This is a genomic window from Nocardia donostiensis (assembly GCF_002081715.1).
In the GTDB taxonomy this organism is placed as follows: Bacteria; Actinomycetota; Actinomycetes; order Mycobacteriales; family Mycobacteriaceae; genus Nocardia; species Nocardia donostiensis.
The window spans coordinates 146038-163683 of sequence record NZ_MUKP01000005.1 but is presented as its reverse complement, the minus strand read 5'-3'; the positions used below and the strand labels follow the sequence as shown (position 1 = coordinate 163683).

General features: G+C 67.5%; 20 protein-coding genes and 1 pseudogene. 14 read left to right on the top strand and 7 right to left on the bottom strand.

Annotated elements, in window-relative coordinates:
• Positions 1–6: 6 nt before the first annotated feature.
• Complete coding sequence (locus B0T44_RS05345; RefSeq protein ID WP_077118011.1) at positions 7–468, bottom strand: hypothetical protein; 462 nt, start codon at positions 466–468, stop codon at positions 7–9.
• Between the two features lie 147 nt (positions 469–615).
• Between B0T44_RS05345 and dapA the strand changes: the two genes are divergently transcribed.
• The gene (gene dapA, locus B0T44_RS05340; protein ID WP_077118009.1) at positions 616–1524 is read left to right on the top strand and encodes a 4-hydroxy-tetrahydrodipicolinate synthase; all 909 of its coding nucleotides are present in this window, start codon (positions 616–618) and stop codon (positions 1522–1524) included.
• Entirely contained in the window at positions 1521–3542 is a 2022-nt protein-coding gene (locus tag B0T44_RS05335; RefSeq protein WP_077118006.1) for a ribonuclease J, read from the top strand. Before dapA ends, B0T44_RS05335 begins: the two co-directional genes overlap by 4 nt.
• A 91-nt stretch (positions 3543–3633) precedes the next feature.
• Here B0T44_RS05335 and B0T44_RS05330 read toward each other — a convergent pair whose 3' ends face one another.
• Both B0T44_RS05330 and B0T44_RS05325 read right to left on the bottom strand, forming a co-directional pair.
• Positions 3634–4194, bottom strand: coding sequence for a WKL family lipoprotein (locus B0T44_RS05330; RefSeq protein ID WP_077118004.1), 561 nt, complete (start codon positions 4192–4194; stop codon positions 3634–3636).
• Between the two features lie 61 nt (positions 4195–4255).
• Complete coding sequence (locus tag B0T44_RS05325; protein ID WP_077118001.1) at positions 4256–4651, bottom strand: DUF4189 domain-containing protein; 396 nt, start codon at positions 4649–4651, stop codon at positions 4256–4258.
• A gap of 147 nt (positions 4652–4798) precedes the next feature.
• On the opposite strand from B0T44_RS05325, the gene B0T44_RS05320 reads away from it, so the two are divergent.
• A complete protein-coding gene (locus B0T44_RS05320; protein ID WP_077117999.1) occupies positions 4799–5422 on the top strand; it encodes a TIGR03085 family metal-binding protein in 624 nt (207 codons plus the stop codon).
• Positions 5423–5543: 121 nt separating this feature from the next.
• Here the strand turns inward: B0T44_RS05320 and B0T44_RS27830 are convergent, their stop codons facing one another.
• On the bottom strand, positions 5544–5786 hold the full coding sequence (locus tag B0T44_RS27830) for a hypothetical protein (RefSeq protein WP_081511624.1): 243 nt from the start codon (positions 5784–5786) through the stop codon (positions 5544–5546).
• On the opposite strand from B0T44_RS27830, the gene B0T44_RS05310 reads away from it, so the two are divergent.
• On the top strand, positions 5785–8145 hold the full coding sequence (locus tag B0T44_RS05310; protein WP_081511622.1) for a DNA translocase FtsK: 2361 nt from the start codon (positions 5785–5787) through the stop codon (positions 8143–8145). The genes B0T44_RS27830 and B0T44_RS05310 overlap by 2 nt on opposite strands.
• Before the next feature lie 88 nt (positions 8146–8233).
• On the top strand, positions 8234–9214 hold the full coding sequence (locus tag B0T44_RS05305; protein WP_077117995.1) for a TerC family protein: 981 nt from the start codon (positions 8234–8236) through the stop codon (positions 9212–9214).
• Between the two features lie 77 nt (positions 9215–9291).
• Here the strand turns inward: B0T44_RS05305 and B0T44_RS05300 are convergent, their stop codons facing one another.
• Positions 9292–9843, bottom strand: coding sequence for an amino-acid N-acetyltransferase (locus B0T44_RS05300; protein WP_077117993.1), 552 nt, complete (start codon positions 9841–9843; stop codon positions 9292–9294).
• Positions 9844–9953: 110 nt separating this feature from the next.
• Between B0T44_RS05300 and pgsA the strand changes: the two genes are divergently transcribed.
• The 5 genes from pgsA (at position 9954) to pspM (ending at position 13784) form a co-directional block, all read left to right on the top strand.
• Positions 9954–10604, top strand: a complete 651-nt coding sequence (gene pgsA, locus B0T44_RS05295) for a CDP-diacylglycerol--glycerol-3-phosphate 3-phosphatidyltransferase (protein WP_077117991.1) — start codon at positions 9954–9956, stop codon at positions 10602–10604.
• Positions 10601–11161 (top strand): CinA family protein, encoded by a 561-nt coding sequence (locus B0T44_RS05290; protein WP_077117989.1) that lies wholly within the window; start codon positions 10601–10603, stop codon positions 11159–11161. Before pgsA ends, B0T44_RS05290 begins: the two co-directional genes overlap by 4 nt.
• 109 nt (positions 11162–11270) lie before the next feature.
• Positions 11271–11744: a helix-turn-helix domain-containing protein gene (locus B0T44_RS05285; protein ID WP_077117987.1), complete on the top strand. Its 474-nt coding sequence runs from the start codon at positions 11271–11273 to the stop codon at positions 11742–11744.
• Positions 11745–12029: 285 nt separating this feature from the next.
• Positions 12030–12863 (top strand): PspA/IM30 family protein, encoded by an 834-nt coding sequence (locus B0T44_RS05280; RefSeq protein ID WP_077117985.1) that lies wholly within the window; start codon positions 12030–12032, stop codon positions 12861–12863.
• Positions 12864–12893: 30 nt separating this feature from the next.
• The gene (gene pspM, locus B0T44_RS05275; protein ID WP_081511620.1) at positions 12894–13784 is read left to right on the top strand and encodes a phage shock envelope stress response protein PspM; all 891 of its coding nucleotides are present in this window, start codon (positions 12894–12896) and stop codon (positions 13782–13784) included.
• A gap of 28 nt (positions 13785–13812) precedes the next feature.
• Here pspM and B0T44_RS05270 read toward each other — a convergent pair.
• Positions 13813–14331, bottom strand: a pseudogene (locus B0T44_RS05270) (OsmC family protein).
• A 205-nt stretch (positions 14332–14536) separates the two neighbouring features.
• Here B0T44_RS05270 and B0T44_RS26955 point away from each other — a divergent pair.
• The 4 genes from B0T44_RS26955 to B0T44_RS05255 all read left to right on the top strand — a co-directional run bounded on the left by B0T44_RS26955 (position 14537) and on the right by B0T44_RS05255 (position 16988).
• Positions 14537–14707 carry a hypothetical protein gene (locus tag B0T44_RS26955; RefSeq protein ID WP_175648060.1) on the top strand — a complete coding sequence of 57 codons (171 nt, stop codon included), beginning with the start codon at positions 14537–14539 and terminating at the stop codon, positions 14705–14707.
• A gap of 77 nt (positions 14708–14784) precedes the next feature.
• Entirely contained in the window at positions 14785–15495 is a 711-nt protein-coding gene (locus tag B0T44_RS05265; RefSeq protein ID WP_077118153.1) for a PIG-L deacetylase family protein, read from the top strand.
• A gap of 78 nt (positions 15496–15573) precedes the next feature.
• Positions 15574–16737 carry a glycosyltransferase gene (locus tag B0T44_RS05260; RefSeq protein ID WP_077118151.1) on the top strand — a complete coding sequence of 388 codons (1164 nt, stop codon included), beginning with the start codon at positions 15574–15576 and terminating at the stop codon, positions 16735–16737.
• Positions 16738–16793: 56 nt separating this feature from the next.
• On the top strand, positions 16794–16988 hold the full coding sequence (locus B0T44_RS05255) for a DUF3046 domain-containing protein (RefSeq protein WP_077117983.1): 195 nt from the start codon (positions 16794–16796) through the stop codon (positions 16986–16988).
• Positions 16989–16998: 10 nt separating this feature from the next.
• Here B0T44_RS05255 and B0T44_RS05250 read toward each other — a convergent pair whose 3' ends face one another.
• Positions 16999–17514, bottom strand: a complete 516-nt coding sequence (locus tag B0T44_RS05250; protein WP_077117981.1) for a CGNR zinc finger domain-containing protein — start codon at positions 17512–17514, stop codon at positions 16999–17001.
• Positions 17515–17646: the final 132 nt, after the last annotated feature.

Sequence of the window (17646 nt, the reverse complement as noted above, 5' to 3'; positions counted from 1 at the left end):
TGCGGTTCAGCTGGGGTCGGGGTTTCCGCGCTGCGGGCCGCCATAACCGCGCATCTGTTCGCGCAATGCCCCGGACACCACGCCCGACAGCCACGAGTTGAGCGACTGTCCGCTCTGGGCGGCTGCCTCTTCGGCCTTCGACTTCACCTGCTCGACCAGCCGCAACGTCACCCGGCTGATATCGCCGGTCATATCCTCGAAGCCCAGGTTGTCCGTACCGGCAACCGGGTTCTTGCGCACATCGACGGTGGCTCGGCTTCCGTCCAGTGTCACGTGCACGCTGCGGTCGCCGAGCGCCGCGCTGACCTCACCTGCCAGCTCCGACAGCGCCGACAGCAGCAGCAATCGGGCGGAGCTTTCCACCGCCGCGGCCAGCGCTGCGGCTGTGGCCTGCGTTTTCTCGTCGCCGAGCGCCGCGGCTGCCACCAGGTCTTCGCGTAGGCGGGCGGTGTATTCGTTCAAATCCATGACATCAGTGTGACGCCATAATTGATGTCATTCAAGGGGTGAGGTGGCGCCATAGTAGTGCGGTGAAGGGAGGGAGCCCGGTTCGTAATCCTGTAACGGCGACGAGGGTGTCGAGGGCTCTCGCCTGACCGGGTAGCCTTTCTGACCATGACGAACGGTGAATCGACGCCAGCGGTGCTGACCGCATCCGGCACGGTCGGTGTCGCGATGGTTACCCCTTTCAGCGCCGAGGGCAAGCTCGATGTCGATGCCGGCGTCGCCCTGGCTCATCGTCTGGTCGATCGCGGCGTCGATCTGCTCGCGATCTCCGGTACCACCGGTGAATCGCCCACCACCACCGAATCGGAGAAGGCCGACCTGCTGCGCGCAGTCGTCGACGCGGTCGGTAAACGGGCCACCGTCATCGCGGGCGCGGGAACCTATGACACTGCCCATTCGGTCGAACTCGCCCGTAACGCGCAGCGCGCGGGGGCGCACGGCCTGCTGGTCGTGACACCGTACTACTCGCGGCCCACCCAAGACGGCCTGCTCGCGCATTTCACCGCCGTCGCCGACGCGACCGATCTGCCGGTGACCCTGTACGACATTCCACCGCGGTCGGTGGTGCCGATCGCGACCGACACCATCCGAAGACTGGCCGAACATCCCCGGATAGTCGCGGTCAAAGACGCCAAGGGCGACCTGAACGCGGGCGCGGCCCTGATCGCGGAGACCGGGCTCGCGTTCTACTCCGGCGACGACATGCTGAACCTGCCCTGGCTGTCGGTCGGCGCTGTGGGCTTCATCAGCGTTATCGGCCATCTGGTCCCCGAACGGCTGCGTGAACTGGTCGACGCCTACAGCAAAGGCGATATCGTGCGGGCCAGGGAGATCAACGTGGGTTTGCTCCGGCTGAACGCCGCGATGGCGCGGCTCGGCGGGGTCGCCATGTGCAAGGGCGGGCTGCGCCTGCTCGGTATCAATGTCGGCGAGCCCCGGCTGCCGCAGCTCATGCCGGGAACCGAACAGCTCGACGCGCTGGCCACGGATCTGCGGGCGGCCGGGGTGCTCGGATGACGGGGCCGCTAGGCCGCCGCCGTCCCCGCCGCACCGCCACCCGGGAGGCGGGCCCGGCCAGTCCGGCCCCCGCCCCGCAACCGCAGCCCACCTCCGAAGCGAAGCCGCCCGAGGAAGCGGTGGGTACCGCGGAATTCGTGCCCCCTGCCCAGGAGCAGGACATCGCTACTGGGCCGGAGATCACCGAAAGTCCTTCCCGGTCTCGTTCCGGGGGCAAGGGCGGCGACCGTGGCGGTGCGGGGCAACCGCAAGCCGACCGCGGACGCAGGCAACGCTCGCGGCAGTCCGGGCGCGGCCGTGCCGAGCCGCCCGTCGCGGAAACACGTCCCGCGCCTGCGGCGCAGGACCGGCTCGGGACGCCGCCGAAGGCGCCGCGTAACGGACTGCGGGTGTTCGCCCTCGGCGGTATCGGCGAAATCGGCCGCAATATGACGGTGTTCGAATACGGCGGCAAGCTGCTCATCGTCGACTGCGGTGTGCTGTTCCCCGAGGACCAGCAGCCCGGCGTAGACCTGATCCTGCCCGACTTCCGGCCCATCGAGGACCGGAAGGACGATGTGGTCGCGGTTGTGCTCACCCACGGACACGAGGACCATATCGGCGCGGTACCGTTCCTGCTCCGGCTGCGCCCGGATATCCCGGTTGTCGGCTCCAAGTTCACCCTCGCGCTGGTTGCCGCGAAATGCCGGGAACACCGCCAGCATCCGAAGCTGATCGAGGTCACCGAAGGCCAGCACACCTCGCACGGCCCGTTCGGTTGCGAATACTTCGCGGTCAACCATTCGATTCCGGACGCGATCGCCGTCGCTATCCGCACCCCGGCCGGTGTCGCCCTGCATACCGGCGACATCAAACTGGACCAGCTGCCACTGGACGGCAGGCTCACCGACCTGGCGGGTTTCTCCCGACTCGGGGACGAAGGAGTCGATCTGTTCCTGGTCGACTCCACCAACGCCGAAGTGCCTGGATTCGTCACGCCCGAACGGGAAATCGGCGGCGTGCTCGACACGGTGATCGGCAAGGCCCGCAACCGGGTGATCGTGGCCTCCTTCGCCAGTCATGTGCACCGCATCCAGCAGGTCGTCGACGTCGCGCAGAAGTTCGGGCGGCGGATCTGCTTCGTCGGTAGGTCGATGGTGCGCAATATGCAGATCGCCCAGGACCTCGGCTATCTGACCGTCCCCGATGGCATTGTCGTCGACCTGGACATCGCCGCCACCCTGCCCGGCGACAAACTGGTGCTGATCTCCACCGGTTCCCAGGGGGAGCCGCTGTCGGCGCTGTCGCGGATGGCGCGCGGCGAACACCGCCAAATCAACATCCGCGCCGACGATCTGGTGGTGCTGGCCTCCTCGCTGATCCCCGGCAACGAGAACTCGGTGTTCGCGGTGGTCAACGGATTGGCGCGGCTGGGCGCAACGGTGATCACCCAGCAGAACGCGAAGGTGCACGTTTCCGGGCACGCTTCCGCTGGCGAACTGCTCTACCTGTACAACGCGGTCCGGCCGACCAATGCGATGCCGGTGCACGGCGAATGGCGGCATCTGCGCGCGAACGCCGCGTTGGCCGTGGCCACCGGTGTGCCGGAGGAACGGGTGATGCTCGCCGAGGACGGTGTGGTGGTCGACCTGGTCGACGGTATCGCCACCATTGTCGGGCGGTTCCCGGTCGGTCACGTCTACGTCGACGGCCTTTCGGTCGGTGACGTCGGTGAATCGACCCTGTCGGACCGGTTGGTGCTCGGCGAAGGCGGGTTCATCTCGATCACCGTCGCCGTCGACGAAACCACCGGCAAGGCGGTGAGCACCCCGGAACTGAGCGGCCGCGGCTTCTCCGATGATCCGACGGCGCTGGCCGAGGCCGCCGAACTGGTCGAGGCGGAACTGCTGCGGCTGGCGGGCGAGGGGGTCACCGATACCCACCGGATCGCCCAGTGCGTGCGCCGTGTCGTCGGACGCTGGGTGGCCGACACCTACCGTCGCCGTCCGATGATCGTGCCGACGGTGATCGGCGTCTGAGGCCGGGGCTCCGGCGCACCAGGACAAACGAAACCCCGGAGGCGCGGCCTCCGGGGTTTCGGGTTCAGGCGAAGCTACCGTCGCCGCTGGTTCACTCCGTCGGCTGGCAGGCAGCGGAGTCGAGCTGAGCCGACTTGACGATATTGCACGCGAACTGGTGCGCGATCTTCCACTGATCACCCTCGGCGACGAAGTCGACCGAGGCGTTCTCCACGGGGCTGCCGTCGATGGTGACCTCGGCGTCGGCCTTCAGCTTGCCGTCCTTCGGCTCGCCGACATTGACGATCTTGACCTCGACGTTGTTCTTCTTGGCCGCTTCGACGAGCTTGTCGACCAGCTGCGGATCCTGTTCGGCATCCTCGATCCAGGTCAGCTTCTCCTCTTCGCTGACCGCGGAATCCAGCGCGCGGTTGATCTTGTCGTTCAGTTCTTCTGCGGTCGGCTTGGGCAGGTTCGGCGGGGTGGTCGGCGCGGGCGCGACACCCTCCTCCTTGCCTTCGCTGCTCTTACCGGACTCGAACTCACCGGCCGCCTGGGAAGTGGGGGCGGCGGAGTCGGCCGAGGAACTGTCGTCGGAACTGCAAGCGGTGAACGTGAGGGCGGCGGCGGCCATCGTCACGGCGGCCACGACCCGGAATGGACGGATTTTCACGGTTTCCCCTACTGAGGTAGTCACGAATGCGGCGAAAGCCGGCGAAGAGTGGGTGTCAGGATCACAGCGAGTAGCCGGAAGTGCAGTTCCAGTGCTCGATGTAGGCGTTGCCGGGGTTGTTGGCCAACGCCTCCCTCCGCGCACCCGACCGGGTGGCCGCCGCGCCGTAGCTGAAGTAGTTCGACGAGACCGCCAGCGCGCCACAGCCGTTGCGCCACGAGATCTTCGCGACACAGTCGGCGACACCGCAGCGGTCCTCCGCGCTCGCTTCGGCGGCAGCGTAGCTAGGGTAGTCGTAGGAGTAGCCGTAGCGGCCGGTGGACAGGGACACCGCGATAGCGCCGTAGTAGCTTTCGTACTGCGCATGGGCGGGGGTGACGGAGGCGGTCAGCATGGAGCCGACCGTCGCCACCAGCACGGCGGCAACGGTGAGAATCTTCTTCAAAGGTGTTCCCATCTATGAGTATTCGGTCCACGACCCTATGGACCGAGTGACAAGTTACATAGCGACTCTGGGAAGGGCAACCGATACGCTGCCCCAGAACCTGGGGTACACCCCCTCGAGGTCCCGCAGCCCAGGGGGCCGGTCGGCTAGATTGGGGCCATGAGCATGGCTCGGCGGGAACGGCGCGCGCTCGTCGACACGATGGACGCTGTGGGCCCGGACGCCCCGACGCTGTCCGGGGAATGGACGGTGCGCGATCTGGCCGCGCATCTGATCGTGCGCGAGCGCCGAATGGATGCCGCGCCGGGAATCCTGTTGCGGCCCTTCGCTTCACACCTGAAGCGGGTGCAGGACAAAGTCGCGCGCCGCCCGTTTCCCGTGTTGCTGGACCAGGTGCGTTCCGGTCCGCCATGGTGGTCGCCGCTGCGGCCGGTGGACGCGTTGGTGAACCTGAGCGAAATGTTCGTCCATCACGAAGACGTGCGCCGGGCTGCGCCGGACTGGGCGCCGCGAGACCTGTCGCCTGCCGATCAACGGCACCTGTGGGCAGTGCTGAAGAAGATGGGCCCGATGACCTACCGCGCATCGCCGGTGCCGATCGAGTTGGTCGATACCGAGGGCGAGCGGATACGTGTCGGTGCCCGCGACGGCGATATCGTCACCTTGACCGGTCCGGCCGCCGAATTGCTGCTGCATGCCTTCGGGCGCGACCAGGTTCGTATCGAGACGGCGGGAGAACCGGAGGCCGTGCAGGCGGTGCTCGCCCTCGACCGTTCTGTATGAGCGACCGTCAGCGGGGTTTTCGAGCGTTAGCGGGCTTTTTCAGCCTCGGTGTGGCAGTCGTTTCGGCCAGCCGAGACCGCCGTTACCAGTGTTGCGGATGGTCCGTATGGGGCGTTTACGACTAGCCTGAGGCCATGGCAGGTAAGTCCCGCAGCACCACGACAACTCGGGCGCGGGCGGGATCGGCTCGGGGGCGGACCACCGCGGCACGTTCTCGTTCGGCCACGGCGCGCTCCCGTACCGCCTCGCGTCCGCGGACCGCGACGCCGCGCCGACCGGCGGCCCGACCCGCCCGGTCCGGGCCCAGCTCCAACACCGCACCGCTGACGGTGATCACCCGGGCAGTCAGCAGCGGCTGGACCATGGCCGCGCGTGGTCTCGGCGCCACCACCCGCGCACTCAGCCGCGCCGGGGATATCGAGCACGGCCACCGCCGCGACGGCATCGCGCTGGGGTTGATCGCGGTCAGCGCGGTGATCGCGGCGGCGGTGTGGCTATCCGCGGGCGGACCCGTCGGACAGTGGGTCGAGACCGCAATTCGTGCCGTATCCGGGTCAGCGTCGGCGGCCCTGCCGTTCGTGGCTGTAGCGATCGCCGCCACCCTGATGCGCACCGAACCGCGGCCGGAGATCCGGCCCCGGCTGGTGCTGGGTGGGCTGCTGGTCGGCCTGCCGCTGCTGGGACTGTGGCATATCGCCGCGGGCGCGCCCACTGACGCGCACGGTCGTTCCCGTGCTGCCGGTTTCGTCGGACTCGTGATCGGTGGGCCGGTGACCAAGGGGCTGACGGCCTGGCTGTCGGTGCCGATCCTGTTGCTCGCGATCGTCTTCGGTGTGCTGCTGTTGACCGGAACCACGGTGCGTGAAGTGCCGGAGCGGTTGCGCCAGTACCTCGGCACCGTCAGCGGTGGCGACGAATACAGCGACCGGCCCGCCGATGACGACTTCGGTTACGACGCCGACGGTTTCCCGGTGCACCGGGGCAGTTCCCGCCGCCGCGGCCGCTCCCCGGCGGAGAGCTATCCGCCCGACGAGTTCACCGGGCCTGACGCGGCCACCGAAATGCTGGGCGCGCCGCCGCTGCGCGACGCCAAACCGATCGCGGGAGACGCCCCTGTCGCGACCACCGGGCCGGCCGAACCGAAGAAACGCAGGCGTAAACCGGTCGACCAGACCCCGCCGCCACCACCACCGGAACCCGAATTCGTACCCGACCGGGTCGTCGAGGGCGATTACACACTGCCGCCGATGAACCTGCTCACCGACGGCGACCCGCCCAAAAAACGCAGCGCCGCCAACGAATCGATGATCGAGGCGATCACCGAGGTGCTGGTGCAGTTCAAAATCGACGCCGCGGTCACCGGTTTCGTCCGCGGGCCGACGGTCACCCGATACGAGGTCGAACTCGGTCCCGGTGTGAAGGTCGAGAAGATCACCGCGCTCGCCCGCAATATCGCCTACGCCGTCGCCACCGAGAACGTCCGGCTGCTCGCGCCGATCCCCGGTAAATCCGCGGTCGGTATCGAGGTGCCGAATTCCGATCGTGAACTGGTGCGGCTGGCCGATGTGCTCAAGGCGCCGTCCACGCGCAACGACCATCACCCACTGGTGATCGGCCTGGGTAAGAACATCGAGGGTGAATTCGTCTCGGCGAACCTGGCGAAGATGCCGCATCTGCTGGTCGCCGGTTCCACCGGTTCCGGTAAGTCGAGTTTCGTCAACTCGATGCTGGTGTCGCTGCTGCAGCGCGCGACCCCGGACGAGATCAGGATGATCCTGATCGACCCCAAAATGGTGGAACTGACCCCGTATGAGGGCATTCCGCATCTGATCACGCCCATCATCACCCAGCCGAAGAAAGCCGCCGCCGCGCTGGCCTGGCTGGTGGAGGAGATGGAGCAGCGATATCAGGACATGCAGGCGAGCAAGGTCCGCCATATCGACGATTTCAACAAGAAGGTCAAATCGGGTGCGATCACCACCCCCCTGGGCAGCGAACGGGTGTACCGGCCGTATCCCTATATTCTGGCCATCGTCGACGAGCTGGCCGATCTGATGATGACCGCCCCGCGCGATGTGGAGGACGCGATCGTGCGGATCACGCAGAAGGCGCGCGCAGCGGGGATCCATCTGGTGCTGGCGACGCAGCGTCCGTCGGTGGACGTGGTCACCGGTCTGATCAAGACGAACGTGCCGTCCCGGCTGGCGTTCGCGACCTCTTCGCTCACCGATTCCCGGGTCATCCTGGACCAGCCGGGGGCGGAAAAGCTCATCGGCATGGGTGACGGGCTGTTCTTGCCGATGGGTGCGGGCAAACCGATCCGGTTGCAGGGCGCGTTCATCAGCGACGAGGAGATCCACGCGGTTGTCGAATTCACCAAGAATCAGGCCGAACCCGACTACGCCGAGGGTGTCACGGCCGCCAAAGCGGGACAGCAGAAGGACGTCGACCCGGATATCGGTGACGATCTCGAGGTGTTCCTGCAGGCGGTGGAGCTCGTCGTCACCTCGCAATTCGGCTCGACGTCGATGCTGCAGCGCAAACTGCGGGTCGGCTTCGCCAAGGCGGGCCGATTGATGGACCTGATGGAAACGCGCGGGGTGGTGGGACCGAGCGAAGGTTCCAAGGCGCGCGATGTGCTCGTCAAGCCTGATGATCTGGAAGGTTTGCTCTGGTCGATTCGCGGGGGCGGCGAGGAGCCCGCGGAATCGAACGAGGGATAACCCGCGAGCAACCCTCCCGCAAGTCAACCCAAACGGGCATATCGGGCATCATGAATGCCATGACTGGTACTGCCGAACGGATCACCGCATGCACGTGACCGCGCTCGAATGGGGGATCACCATCGCGGTGATCCTCGCCCTGTTCGTCTTCGACTTCTTCGCTCATGTGCGCACCCCGCACGAACCGACCTTCCGGGAATCCGGATTCTGGTCGGCCGTTTATGTCGGCCTCGCGCTCCTGTTCGGCGGGATCGTCGCCTGGAAATGGGGCGGAACCTACTCGGGGGAGTACTACGCGGGCTTCGTCACCGAGAAAGCGCTCTCGGTGGACAATCTGTTCGTCTTCCTCATCATCATGACCACCTTCGCGGTGCCGCGGATATATCAGCAGAAGGTGCTGCTGATCGGCATCGTGCTCGCGCTGGTGATGCGCGGTGTGTTCATCGCCGTCGGCGCCGCCGCGATCAGCGCATTCAGCTGGGTGTTCTACCTGTTCGGCATCTTCCTGGTCTACACCGCCGTGAAACTGCTGCGCGAAAGCGGCCATGAGGTCGAACAGGAACAGAAACGCGACAGCCGCATCGTCGCGCTGGCCAAACGGGTGCTGCCGACCACCGAGACCTACGACGGCGACAAGCTGATCACCAAGATCGACGGCAAACGTGCGGTCACTCCGCTGCTGCTCGCGCTGCTGGCGATCGGCTTCGCCGACCTGCTCTTCGCGCTCGACTCCATCCCCGCCATCTACGGCCTCACCGAAGAGCCCTACCTCGTCTTCACCGCGAATGCGTTCGCGCTGATGGGGCTACGCCAGCTGTACTTCCTGATCGGCGGGCTACTCGACCGGCTGGTCTACCTGTCCTACGGTCTGGCCGCGATCCTGGCGTTCATCGGTGTCAAACTGGTGCTGCACGCGCTGCACGAAAACAACCTGCCGTTCATCAACGGCGGTGAGCATGTCAGCGTGCCCGAGATCTCCACAACGCTGTCGCTGTCGGTCATCATCGGCGTCCTGATCGTCGCCACCGTGGCCAGCCTGCTGCGGACTCGGCAGAAAACGAACTCGTAGCCGGATCCGCATCCGGTAGGTCCGGGTCGTCGGTGAGCGACGGCCCGGACCGGCGCAATCGACGTCCGCGATCGATGTCACAGGGCGAGCAGCATCCGAGTATTGCCGAGTGTGTTGGGTTTCACGTAGCTCAGATCGAGGAACTCCGCCACACCGGTGTCATAGGAACGGCACATCTCCGCGTACACCTCCGCCGTCACCGGCGTCCCGTCGATCTCGACGAAACCGTGCCTGCTGAAGAACTCGACCTCGAAGGTCAACACGAACACCCGGCGCAGTTCCAGCTCCCTGGCCACGGAAATGAGCCGTTCCACGATGAGTTTGCCCACACCGCGACCCTTGACGTCCGGGTGCACAGCAACGGTGCGCACCTCACCCAGGTCGGCCCACAGCACATGCAGCGCGCCGCAGCCCACCAGGCGCCCTTCGAACTCGGCGACCCAGAACTCCTGCACCGCCTCGTACAGGTTGACCAGGTTCTTCTCCAGCAGGATGCGGCCCGCGTAGACGTCGACCAGGGTTTTGATCGACGGGACATCAGAGGTGCGGGCGCGGCGTACCACAGGAACCGAGGTGCGCGCATCGGGCGCATGGCTGGTCGAATCACCCAGTGGTCCCCGTGAGGTCATGGGGTGCACAGTAGTCGGCCCGCCTACCGATAGTCTGGAGAAGTGCCGCACACCCAGTCGTACCGCTCAACGCCTCGCGCCGGGCAGCGCGACTGGACCGGAAGGCGCCTATGAGCGTGCAACGCGACGAGAGCCGACTGGACGCGCTCGCCGCCATAGGCCCAGCGCAGCCGCATGCACAAGCCGAAACCGACGTGCCGCTGCTGAACATCGCCAATGTGCTCACCATGCTGCGGATTGTGCTGGTACCGCTGTTCGTGCTCGCCCTGTTCGTGGACGACGGCCACGACACGGCATGGCGAATCACCGCGGCCGCGCTGTTCGCGGTCGCCGCCATCACCGATCGCTTCGACGGGCAACTGGCCCGCAAATACGGGCTGGTCACCGATTTCGGCAAACTCGCCGACCCCATCGCCGACAAGGCGCTGATCGGCTCGGCGCTGATCGGACTGTCCGTGCTGGGCGATCTGGCCTGGTGGATGACGATCGTCATCTGCGGCCGCGAAATAGGTGTGACCCTGCTGCGGCTGGCGGTGGTGCGCCGCGGCGTGATCCCGGCCGGGCGCGGCGGGAAACTCAAAACACTGGTGCAATCGCTGGCCATCGGCTTCCTGCTGCTGCCGCTGTCCGGCGGATTCGCCACTGCTGGGATGCTGCTGATGTGGCTGGCGCTGATCCTCACCGTGGTCACCGGCCTCGACTATGTGGGCCAAGCAGCCCGGCTGTGGTTCGCCGGATCGAGCCGGGCCCGTGGAACATGACCTCGGATCCACACGACGCCCCGAGCCCACCGAGGAGCCCGCAGTCACCCACGAACTCCGACCCGCTCACCGCCGCTACCGCCGCCGGTGCGCTGGTCGGGGCGCTGACCACCGCCGAGCAGACCGTCGCGACCGCCGAATCGCTGACCGCGGGCCTGTTGACCGCCACCATTGCCGGAATTCCGGGCGCCAGCCTCGTCCTGCGCGGCGGGCTCGTCGTTTACGCCACCGACCTCAAGAACACCCTGGCCGGCGTCAGTGCCGACCTGCTGGCCGTCGAGGGCCCGGTCGCGGCGGGTACCGCCGAACAGCTCGCTGTCGGCGCCCGGACCCGCTGCGGTGCGGACTGGGGTATCGGTCTGACCGGTGTCGCCGGACCGGATCCGCAAGGCGGTCACAGCCCCGGCACCGTGTTCCTCGGCCTGGCCGGATCCGGGCATACCGAGGTGATGCGGTTGAAACTGGCCGGCGACCGGTGGAACATCAGATTCGGTGCAACACAGGTGGCGGTCCAGGAACTGCTGCGATGCGTGCGGGCCGCGGCGGAGACCGGATGATCTGCGTCCGGATCGCCTGCATGGGGAACCAACCAGGTCGCCTCGGACGTTGTGCCAAGAGGACGGCGCATGCGCCGCAGCCGAGTAATACCGGAAAAAGGAGAAGGCGATGACGCTGCTGCGAGAAGCGATCGGGGACAGTCTGCGGCGTGCTCGCCTCGCCCAGAGCCGGACGCTGCGGGAAGTCTCCACCTCGGCCCGGGTCAGCCTGGGCTATCTGTCCGAGGTCGAACGTGGCCGCAAAGAAGCCTCCAGTGAGCTGCTGGCCGCGATCTGCGAGGCACTCGATGTTCCGCTGTCGCAGGTGCTGTGGGACGTGAGCACGATCATCGCGGGCCAGGACCTGGCCGCCGGTGTCCTGACCCCCGCCGCCGAAACCCGCGAAACGGTCCCCGCGGGCGCAGCGCCCCCCGCGCCCGACCAGGACACGACGGCCGACGAACCCGCGGCGGAGCACTCGACAGCAGGGGCCACGATGTCGGCCGCAGGCGCGGGGACGACGGCCACCCATGTCGCCGAGGACACCCGGATCGTCATTCCGGCGCCACGCGGTGGAACGCTGGTCCTGGTGAAGGCCGCCTGATCACCGGTGACGGTGGTGGACCACCGATCGCTCGATCGGCAGTGGCGGAGCTGTTTCGTTCCGGCGGTGCCGGAAACTACCGTCGCGTGCGGCGATGCGCATTGCGCGCGCGAACCGATAGATTCGTATCGGGCGCGGGGCACGAGTTCGCGGCCCCGGGACGCGTCGGCTCTCGGTGGGCGCACTGTGGGCCGCGCTGCTGGAGGATAGGCATATACCGGGTGCGTGACGGTCGCGCACTGGAGTCGCGGAACGCGGCACAGCAGATGGAGGCGGGATCAATCGATGGCTAATCCGTTCGTGAAGGCCTGGAAGTACCTGATGGCCCTCTTCGATTCCAAGATCGAGGAGCATGCGGATCCGAAGGTCCAGATTCAGCAGGCGATCGAAGAAGCCCAGCGTCAGCACCAGGCGCTGTCCCAGCAGGCGGCGTCGGTGATCGGCAATCAGCGCCAGCTGGAGATGAAGCTCAACCGGCAGCTCGACGAGGTCGAGAAACTCAACGCCAACGCCAGGCAGGCGGTGCTGCTGGCCGATCAGGCCACCGCGGCGGGCGATACCGAGAAGGCGATCCAGTACACCAACGCGGCCGAGGCCTTCGCCGCGCAGCTGGTCACCGCCGAACAGTCGGTCGAAGACCTGAAGGTGCTGCACGACCAGTCGCTGCAGGCGGCAGCGCAGGCCAAGAAGGCAGTCGAGCAGAACGCCATGCTGCTGCAGCAGAAGGTCGCCGAGCGCACCAAACTGCTCAGCCAGCTGGAACAGGCCAAGATGCAGGAGCAGGTGTCGGCCTCGCTGCAACGCATGGACAGCACTCTGTCCGCGCCGGGCAACGTGCCGAGCCTCGACGCCGTCCGCGACAAGATCGAACGGCGTTACGCTACCGCGATCGGCGCCGCCGAACTCGCGCAGAACTCCGTGCAAGGCCGCATGCTCGAGGTCCAGCAGGCCAGCGTTCAGATGGCGGGCCACAGTAAACTCGAGCAGATCCGCGCCTCGATGCGCGGCGAGGCCCTGCCCTCGGGCGGTCAGCCCTCGGCGCTCGACGCCGCCAAGACCCAGGCCGACCCGGCCCAGGCGCAGCCGCAGATGAACAAGGGACAGACCGCGCAGCAGTAGCGGTCACGGGTCGGCGAAGGACACCAGAACATGAGCCACAAGCGGTCCCGCACTTGGGCCGGACCCCGAGATCTCGTGCGCGCCCGGCCAGCGGACGGCCAGGCCGCCGCCCTGCCGGACACCCTGCGCGAAGCCGGGGAACACGCGCTGGTCGCGGTGCGCCGCTGGGCCGACCCCCGCGAACGCGAACTACGGAAACGGCGCCGGGCGCGGCGGCGCAGCCTGCGGCTAGGCACCGCCTCCGGAATCACCACCGTAGGCGCGGTCGGGCTGATCGTCGTCTCCGCGCCCGCCTGGGCTGTGGTGGTCTTCGGCGGCGGTGCCGTCGCATTGGTCACCGGCACCGCCCTGAGCACCCGCCGGTACCTGAGACTGCGGCAGCTGCCGTTGCCGCGCGCCGCCTATCTACCGCGCAAACTGCCGCCCGCCCGATCCGCGGTGCGCGCCCCGATGGCGCGATTGGCGCGCGCCGAACGCGCCCTGCACGAACTAGGGGAGCAGCTGGCGCGCACTTGCCGCCTACCCGACGACGAACTCGCCGATATGCTCGGCACCGCCGCGTCGGGGGCCGCCGCACTCGACGCACTGGCCTCCGATATCGCCGCGATGGAGCGTGCCGTCGACACCCTCGGCCGGTCGAACCCCGATGCCACAGCAGCGTTGTCGCAGAACATAGCCCCGGCGCTGTCCCGGCTGGACGCAGGCATCGCCGAATACGAGCAGATCGTGGCCGCAGCGGGCCGCATCCTCGCCGTACCGGCCACCGCCGTGGTCCGCCACGAATTCGAGGTGATCGTCGCCGACCTGCGTCATGCCGCCGACCGGTTGGACGGCTGGGCGCAAGCGCTCACCGAACTCGCGGACCACCCCGCCGGGATACCTGCGGCGACACCCGGTACCGGCGCCTACCGGCACTCCTGACCGGTCCCGGCCGGGTGCATCGGCGAACTCAATCGTCGACGGACTGATTCGCCTGCAGCGTCGTATGCACCGGTGTGGCGCCCGTAGCCAGGTCGAACACCGGCAGTGCGCGTCCACGCGCGCTGCAATTCTGCGTAGCGTTCAGGGCTTTCCGGGCCGTACACCCGGACGGTGACCCGGACCTGCTGGAACCCCGCGCGCACCGTGTCGTCCAGGCCGGAGAAACCACGCACATCCAAATCGCCCTCGGCGTCCACCGACAGATCATCGACCACAATGCCGAGTCGCTTGCGTCCAGAACCGGTAGGTGACGACCTGGCAGGAGATCAGCGACGCCGGGAACACCTCCACCCGATTCGGCGCCGTGTTCTCGCCGCCGAGCCCGGACGGTTCGTCCGCGGCCAGGCGGTACTTGCCCACAGCGATCGAACTGCCCACCCGACCCTGTGGGATGTCCGCCGCGCGGAACACCACGGCGGCTTCTTCGGGTCCACGGCCACGGCGGTGGCCTCGGTGATGTCGTGAGCGGTGTCGTCGAAGTCGTCATGGCCGTCGACGCCAGGTGTTCGCCGTCGTGGCCGGGACATTATTGCGCTCACGATGAACCGAACTCGACCCGCACACATCGCTGCCCGGCAACCGATCCGATGTCAGGGACAACCCTGATATTCACCCGGATATCCGTCCTGGCCTGGTGATTTCGCGAATCGGCAATGCCATGATCGAGGGACCGGACTGTTGGGAGACACGAAATGCTATGGAAAATCATCGGCATAGTCGCCGTCGTATGGATCGCGCTGACCATCATCGGCGCGCTCATCGAAGGACTGTTCCCGATCCTGCTGATCAGCGCCGTGGTGTTCGGACTCTACCTGCTGTACAAGGCGTTTTCGGGCTCGGACAACAGCGTGAGCAAACTCTGACACCACGCGAACTCGCGCACCGGAACCCACGGTGCACCTGCCGTTGCTGTGCCCGCGGCGATGTTTGAATGGCGGGTATGGAACAGCTACCCGAGGACTGGCAGCGCGGACTGGTGATCGTCGCGCATCCCGACGATATCGAGTACGGCGCCGCCGCAGCAGTGGCCCGCTGGACAGGACAGGGCAAAGACATCCGCTACCTACTGGTGACCTCCGGTGAAGCCGGAATCGCCGGTATGGCACCGGCGGACGCGGGCCCGCTGCGCGAAGCCGAGGAACTCGCCTCGGCCGCGGTGGTCGGCGTCACCGAAGTGGAGTTCCTCGGCTACCCCGACGGGCGGGTCGAGGAAAGCCTCGCGCTGCGCCGCGACCTTGCGGCCGCGATCCGGCGGCACCGCCCGGAGCTGGTGGTGCTGTCCAACTTCGGCGACACCTGGGGCCCCGGCTACGTCAACAGTGCCGACCATCGCGCCGTCGGGCGCGCCGGACTCGACGCGATCTCCGACGCGGGCAACGAATGGATCTTCCGCGAACTCGCCGACCTGGAGCCCTGGACACCCCGCTGGGCCGCCGTCGTCGGACCGAAAGCAACCCATGCCGTCGACGTCACCGGCACCATCGCCCAAGCCGAGGCATCCCTGGCCGAACACCGCCGCTACCTGGAGGCATTGAGTTCCGAACCGATCACCGACCAGGTGCGGGCGGTAGTCGGTATGGCCACCGGGCCCAAGGACGGGTTTCCCGCCGAACGCGCAGTCGGCTTCGAACTGTTCTATTTCGCCGGGTGACCGCAGTGCTCGACGGGCCTGCCACGGGCACGATCGGTGCCCCGCGCGCGATACCGGCCCATGTGGCAGTCTGAGCGGATGCGAGTAGCCGTTGTCGCCGGCCCCGATCCGGGGCACGCGTTTCCCGCTATCGCGTTGTGCCTGCGTTTTCTCGAGGCAGGCGACGAGCCGGTACTGTTCACCGGACCACGCTGGTTCGACGCCGCCCGCGACGCCGGTATCGGGGTGCGCAGGCTGAAAGGCCTGGCCCCGCGCTCCAGCGATGACGACGCCGACGCCGGGCAACGCATCCACGAACGCGCCGCGCATATTTCCACCGAAATCCTGCCGGACCTGAGCGCGATGCTGCCCGAACTCGTTGTCGCCGATGTGCTCACCGCGGGCGGCGGTATGGCCGCCGAACGGCTGCGGGTGCCCTGGGTGGAACTGTCCCCGCATCCGCTGTACCAGCCGTCGAAGGGGTTGCCGCCGATCGGCAGCGGCCTCGCGCCCGGAACCGGCGTGCGGGGTCACCTGCGGGACGGGATGCTGCGCGCGATGACCGCCCGAGCCATCCGCCAAGGGCAGCGGCAACGCGAACAGGCCAGGCAGAGCATCGGATTGCCCGCAGCCGACCCCGGCCCGGCCGCCAGGCTGATCGCCACCCTGCCCGCGCTGGAAGTACCGCGTCCCGACTGGCCCGACGAAGCGCATCTGGTCGGGCCGCTGCTGTGGGAGCCCACCAACCGGACCCTGGAACTGCCGCCCGGAGCCGAGCCGCTGGTGCTGGTGGCGCCGTCGACCGCGCACACCGGTGTGCAGGGGATGGCCGAAACCGTCCTGTCGGCGCTGGACGGCGCCGGTGTCCGCGTCGTCATCTCCATGCTCGACGAACCGCCCGCCGCACTGCCGCCGTGGGCGACCGCGGGCCTCGGCCGTCAGGACGAACTGCTCGGCCATGCCGCGGTCGTCGTCGGCGGCGGCGGCCACGGCCTGCTCGCGAAATCGCTGACCGCCGGCGTCCCGGTGGTCACCGTTCCCGGGGGCGGCGACCAATGGGAATTGGCCAATCGCGCGGCCCGGCAAGGGAGTTCACTGCTCGTCCGGCCCTTGACTCCCGACGCCGTCCGCGACGCCGTCCTGCGGATACTGGACGACCCGCGCTTCACCCAAGCGGCGCAACGCGCGGCTGCAGGCGTGCGCACCGTCTCGGACCCGGTGCGCATCTGCCGTCGGGTCCGCGGCGCCGTCCGCGCCGGCTGATCGAACCCGCCGGGCCTCGAGCAACAGCGGCGGGTATCTCGGGTATCTTCGGCACGGTGCGATTGACCGAATTCCAGGAACTGCTGCACACCGAGTTCGGCGTCTCCCGCGGTGACGTTCTGCTCAACGACCATGTCATCCATGCTCTGGGCAGTCGCACCGGCGCCGCCGCCATCGAAGCGGGCGTCGACCCCCGCGAGGTCTGGCGCGCGCTGTGCGCCGAATTCGACGTACCCCGCTCGCGGTGGTGAGTATCCGCCGTCACGTCTTCTTGGCGTAGTGGCGCGCCGCCTTGGTGCGGTTGCCGCAGGTGGTCATGGAATGCCAGCGGCGAGTGCCGTTTTTCGAGGTGTCGTAGAAGAACAGGACGCAGTGGGGGTGGGCGCATTGCCGGATGCGGTGTGGCGCCTCCGCGAGCAGGTGTAGCAGGTTGTCGGCGGCCAGCCAGGCGGGGAGCCAGGCGGGGTCGGCGATGTCGGGGGTGGTGGTGGGACCGTCGTCGGTGAGGCTTCGGCGGAGGCGGCCGTGGCCGAGTACTTCGTTGATCCCTTCTTTCGCGCCGTGCACGACGGCGTCGTAGATGGCCGTGCGCGCCGCAAGCACGGCCTCGAGGGTGCGGGTGTCTACCGGCGCCGTATCGGCCAGTTCTGTCGTGGTCAGCCAGATCCGCAGGCCTGTCAGATCGGTGAGCAGGTCTTGCGGGCCGTCGTCGACCCACCGCGTGTTCAGCAGGTCCAATGCCAGCGGTTCGCCGAGGTGGGGACGTGGGTCGAGCATGCGGTGAGGGTATCGGCTTCCTTCCCGGAATTCGGGCAGCTGTTCTGTGTGTAACCGCCTAAAAGAAGTTTAGCGGTTGACGGCCGCTGTCGGTCGTGGCTATGGTTCTAACCGCTCAAACATTCTTTGGGA

Coding starts and splice junctions, on each gene's coding strand:
- B0T44_RS05285 (WP_077117987.1), top strand. CDS start 11,271: ATGACGCTGCTGCGAGAAGCGATCGGGGACAGTCTGCGGCGTGCTCGC.
- B0T44_RS05335 (WP_077118006.1), top strand. CDS start 1,521: ATGACGGGGCCGCTAGGCCGCCGCCGTCCCCGCCGCACCGCCACCCGG.
- B0T44_RS05250 (WP_077117981.1), bottom strand. CDS start 17,514: ATGCTCGACCCACGTCCCCACCTCGGCGAACCGCTGGCATTGGACCTG.
- B0T44_RS05300 (WP_077117993.1), bottom strand. CDS start 9,843: ATGACCTCACGGGGACCACTGGGTGATTCGACCAGCCATGCGCCCGAT.
- B0T44_RS05325 (WP_077118001.1), bottom strand. CDS start 4,651: ATGGGAACACCTTTGAAGAAGATTCTCACCGTTGCCGCCGTGCTGGTG.
- B0T44_RS05265 (WP_077118153.1), top strand. CDS start 14,785: ATGGAACAGCTACCCGAGGACTGGCAGCGCGGACTGGTGATCGTCGCG.
- B0T44_RS05260 (WP_077118151.1), top strand. CDS start 15,574: ATGCGAGTAGCCGTTGTCGCCGGCCCCGATCCGGGGCACGCGTTTCCC.
- dapA (WP_077118009.1), top strand. CDS start 616: ATGACGAACGGTGAATCGACGCCAGCGGTGCTGACCGCATCCGGCACG.
- B0T44_RS05280 (WP_077117985.1), top strand. CDS start 12,030: ATGGCTAATCCGTTCGTGAAGGCCTGGAAGTACCTGATGGCCCTCTTC.
- B0T44_RS05320 (WP_077117999.1), top strand. CDS start 4,799: ATGAGCATGGCTCGGCGGGAACGGCGCGCGCTCGTCGACACGATGGAC.
- B0T44_RS05290 (WP_077117989.1), top strand. CDS start 10,601: ATGACCTCGGATCCACACGACGCCCCGAGCCCACCGAGGAGCCCGCAG.
- B0T44_RS27830 (WP_081511624.1), bottom strand. CDS start 5,786: ATGGTCCAGCCGCTGCTGACTGCCCGGGTGATCACCGTCAGCGGTGCG.
- B0T44_RS05310 (WP_081511622.1), top strand. CDS start 5,785: ATGGCCGCGCGTGGTCTCGGCGCCACCACCCGCGCACTCAGCCGCGCC.
- B0T44_RS05305 (WP_077117995.1), top strand. CDS start 8,234: ATGCACGTGACCGCGCTCGAATGGGGGATCACCATCGCGGTGATCCTC.
- pspM (WP_081511620.1), top strand. CDS start 12,894: ATGAGCCACAAGCGGTCCCGCACTTGGGCCGGACCCCGAGATCTCGTG.
- pgsA (WP_077117991.1), top strand. CDS start 9,954: ATGAGCGTGCAACGCGACGAGAGCCGACTGGACGCGCTCGCCGCCATA.
- B0T44_RS05345 (WP_077118011.1), bottom strand. CDS start 468: ATGGATTTGAACGAATACACCGCCCGCCTACGCGAAGACCTGGTGGCA.
- B0T44_RS26955 (WP_175648060.1), top strand. CDS start 14,537: ATGCTATGGAAAATCATCGGCATAGTCGCCGTCGTATGGATCGCGCTG.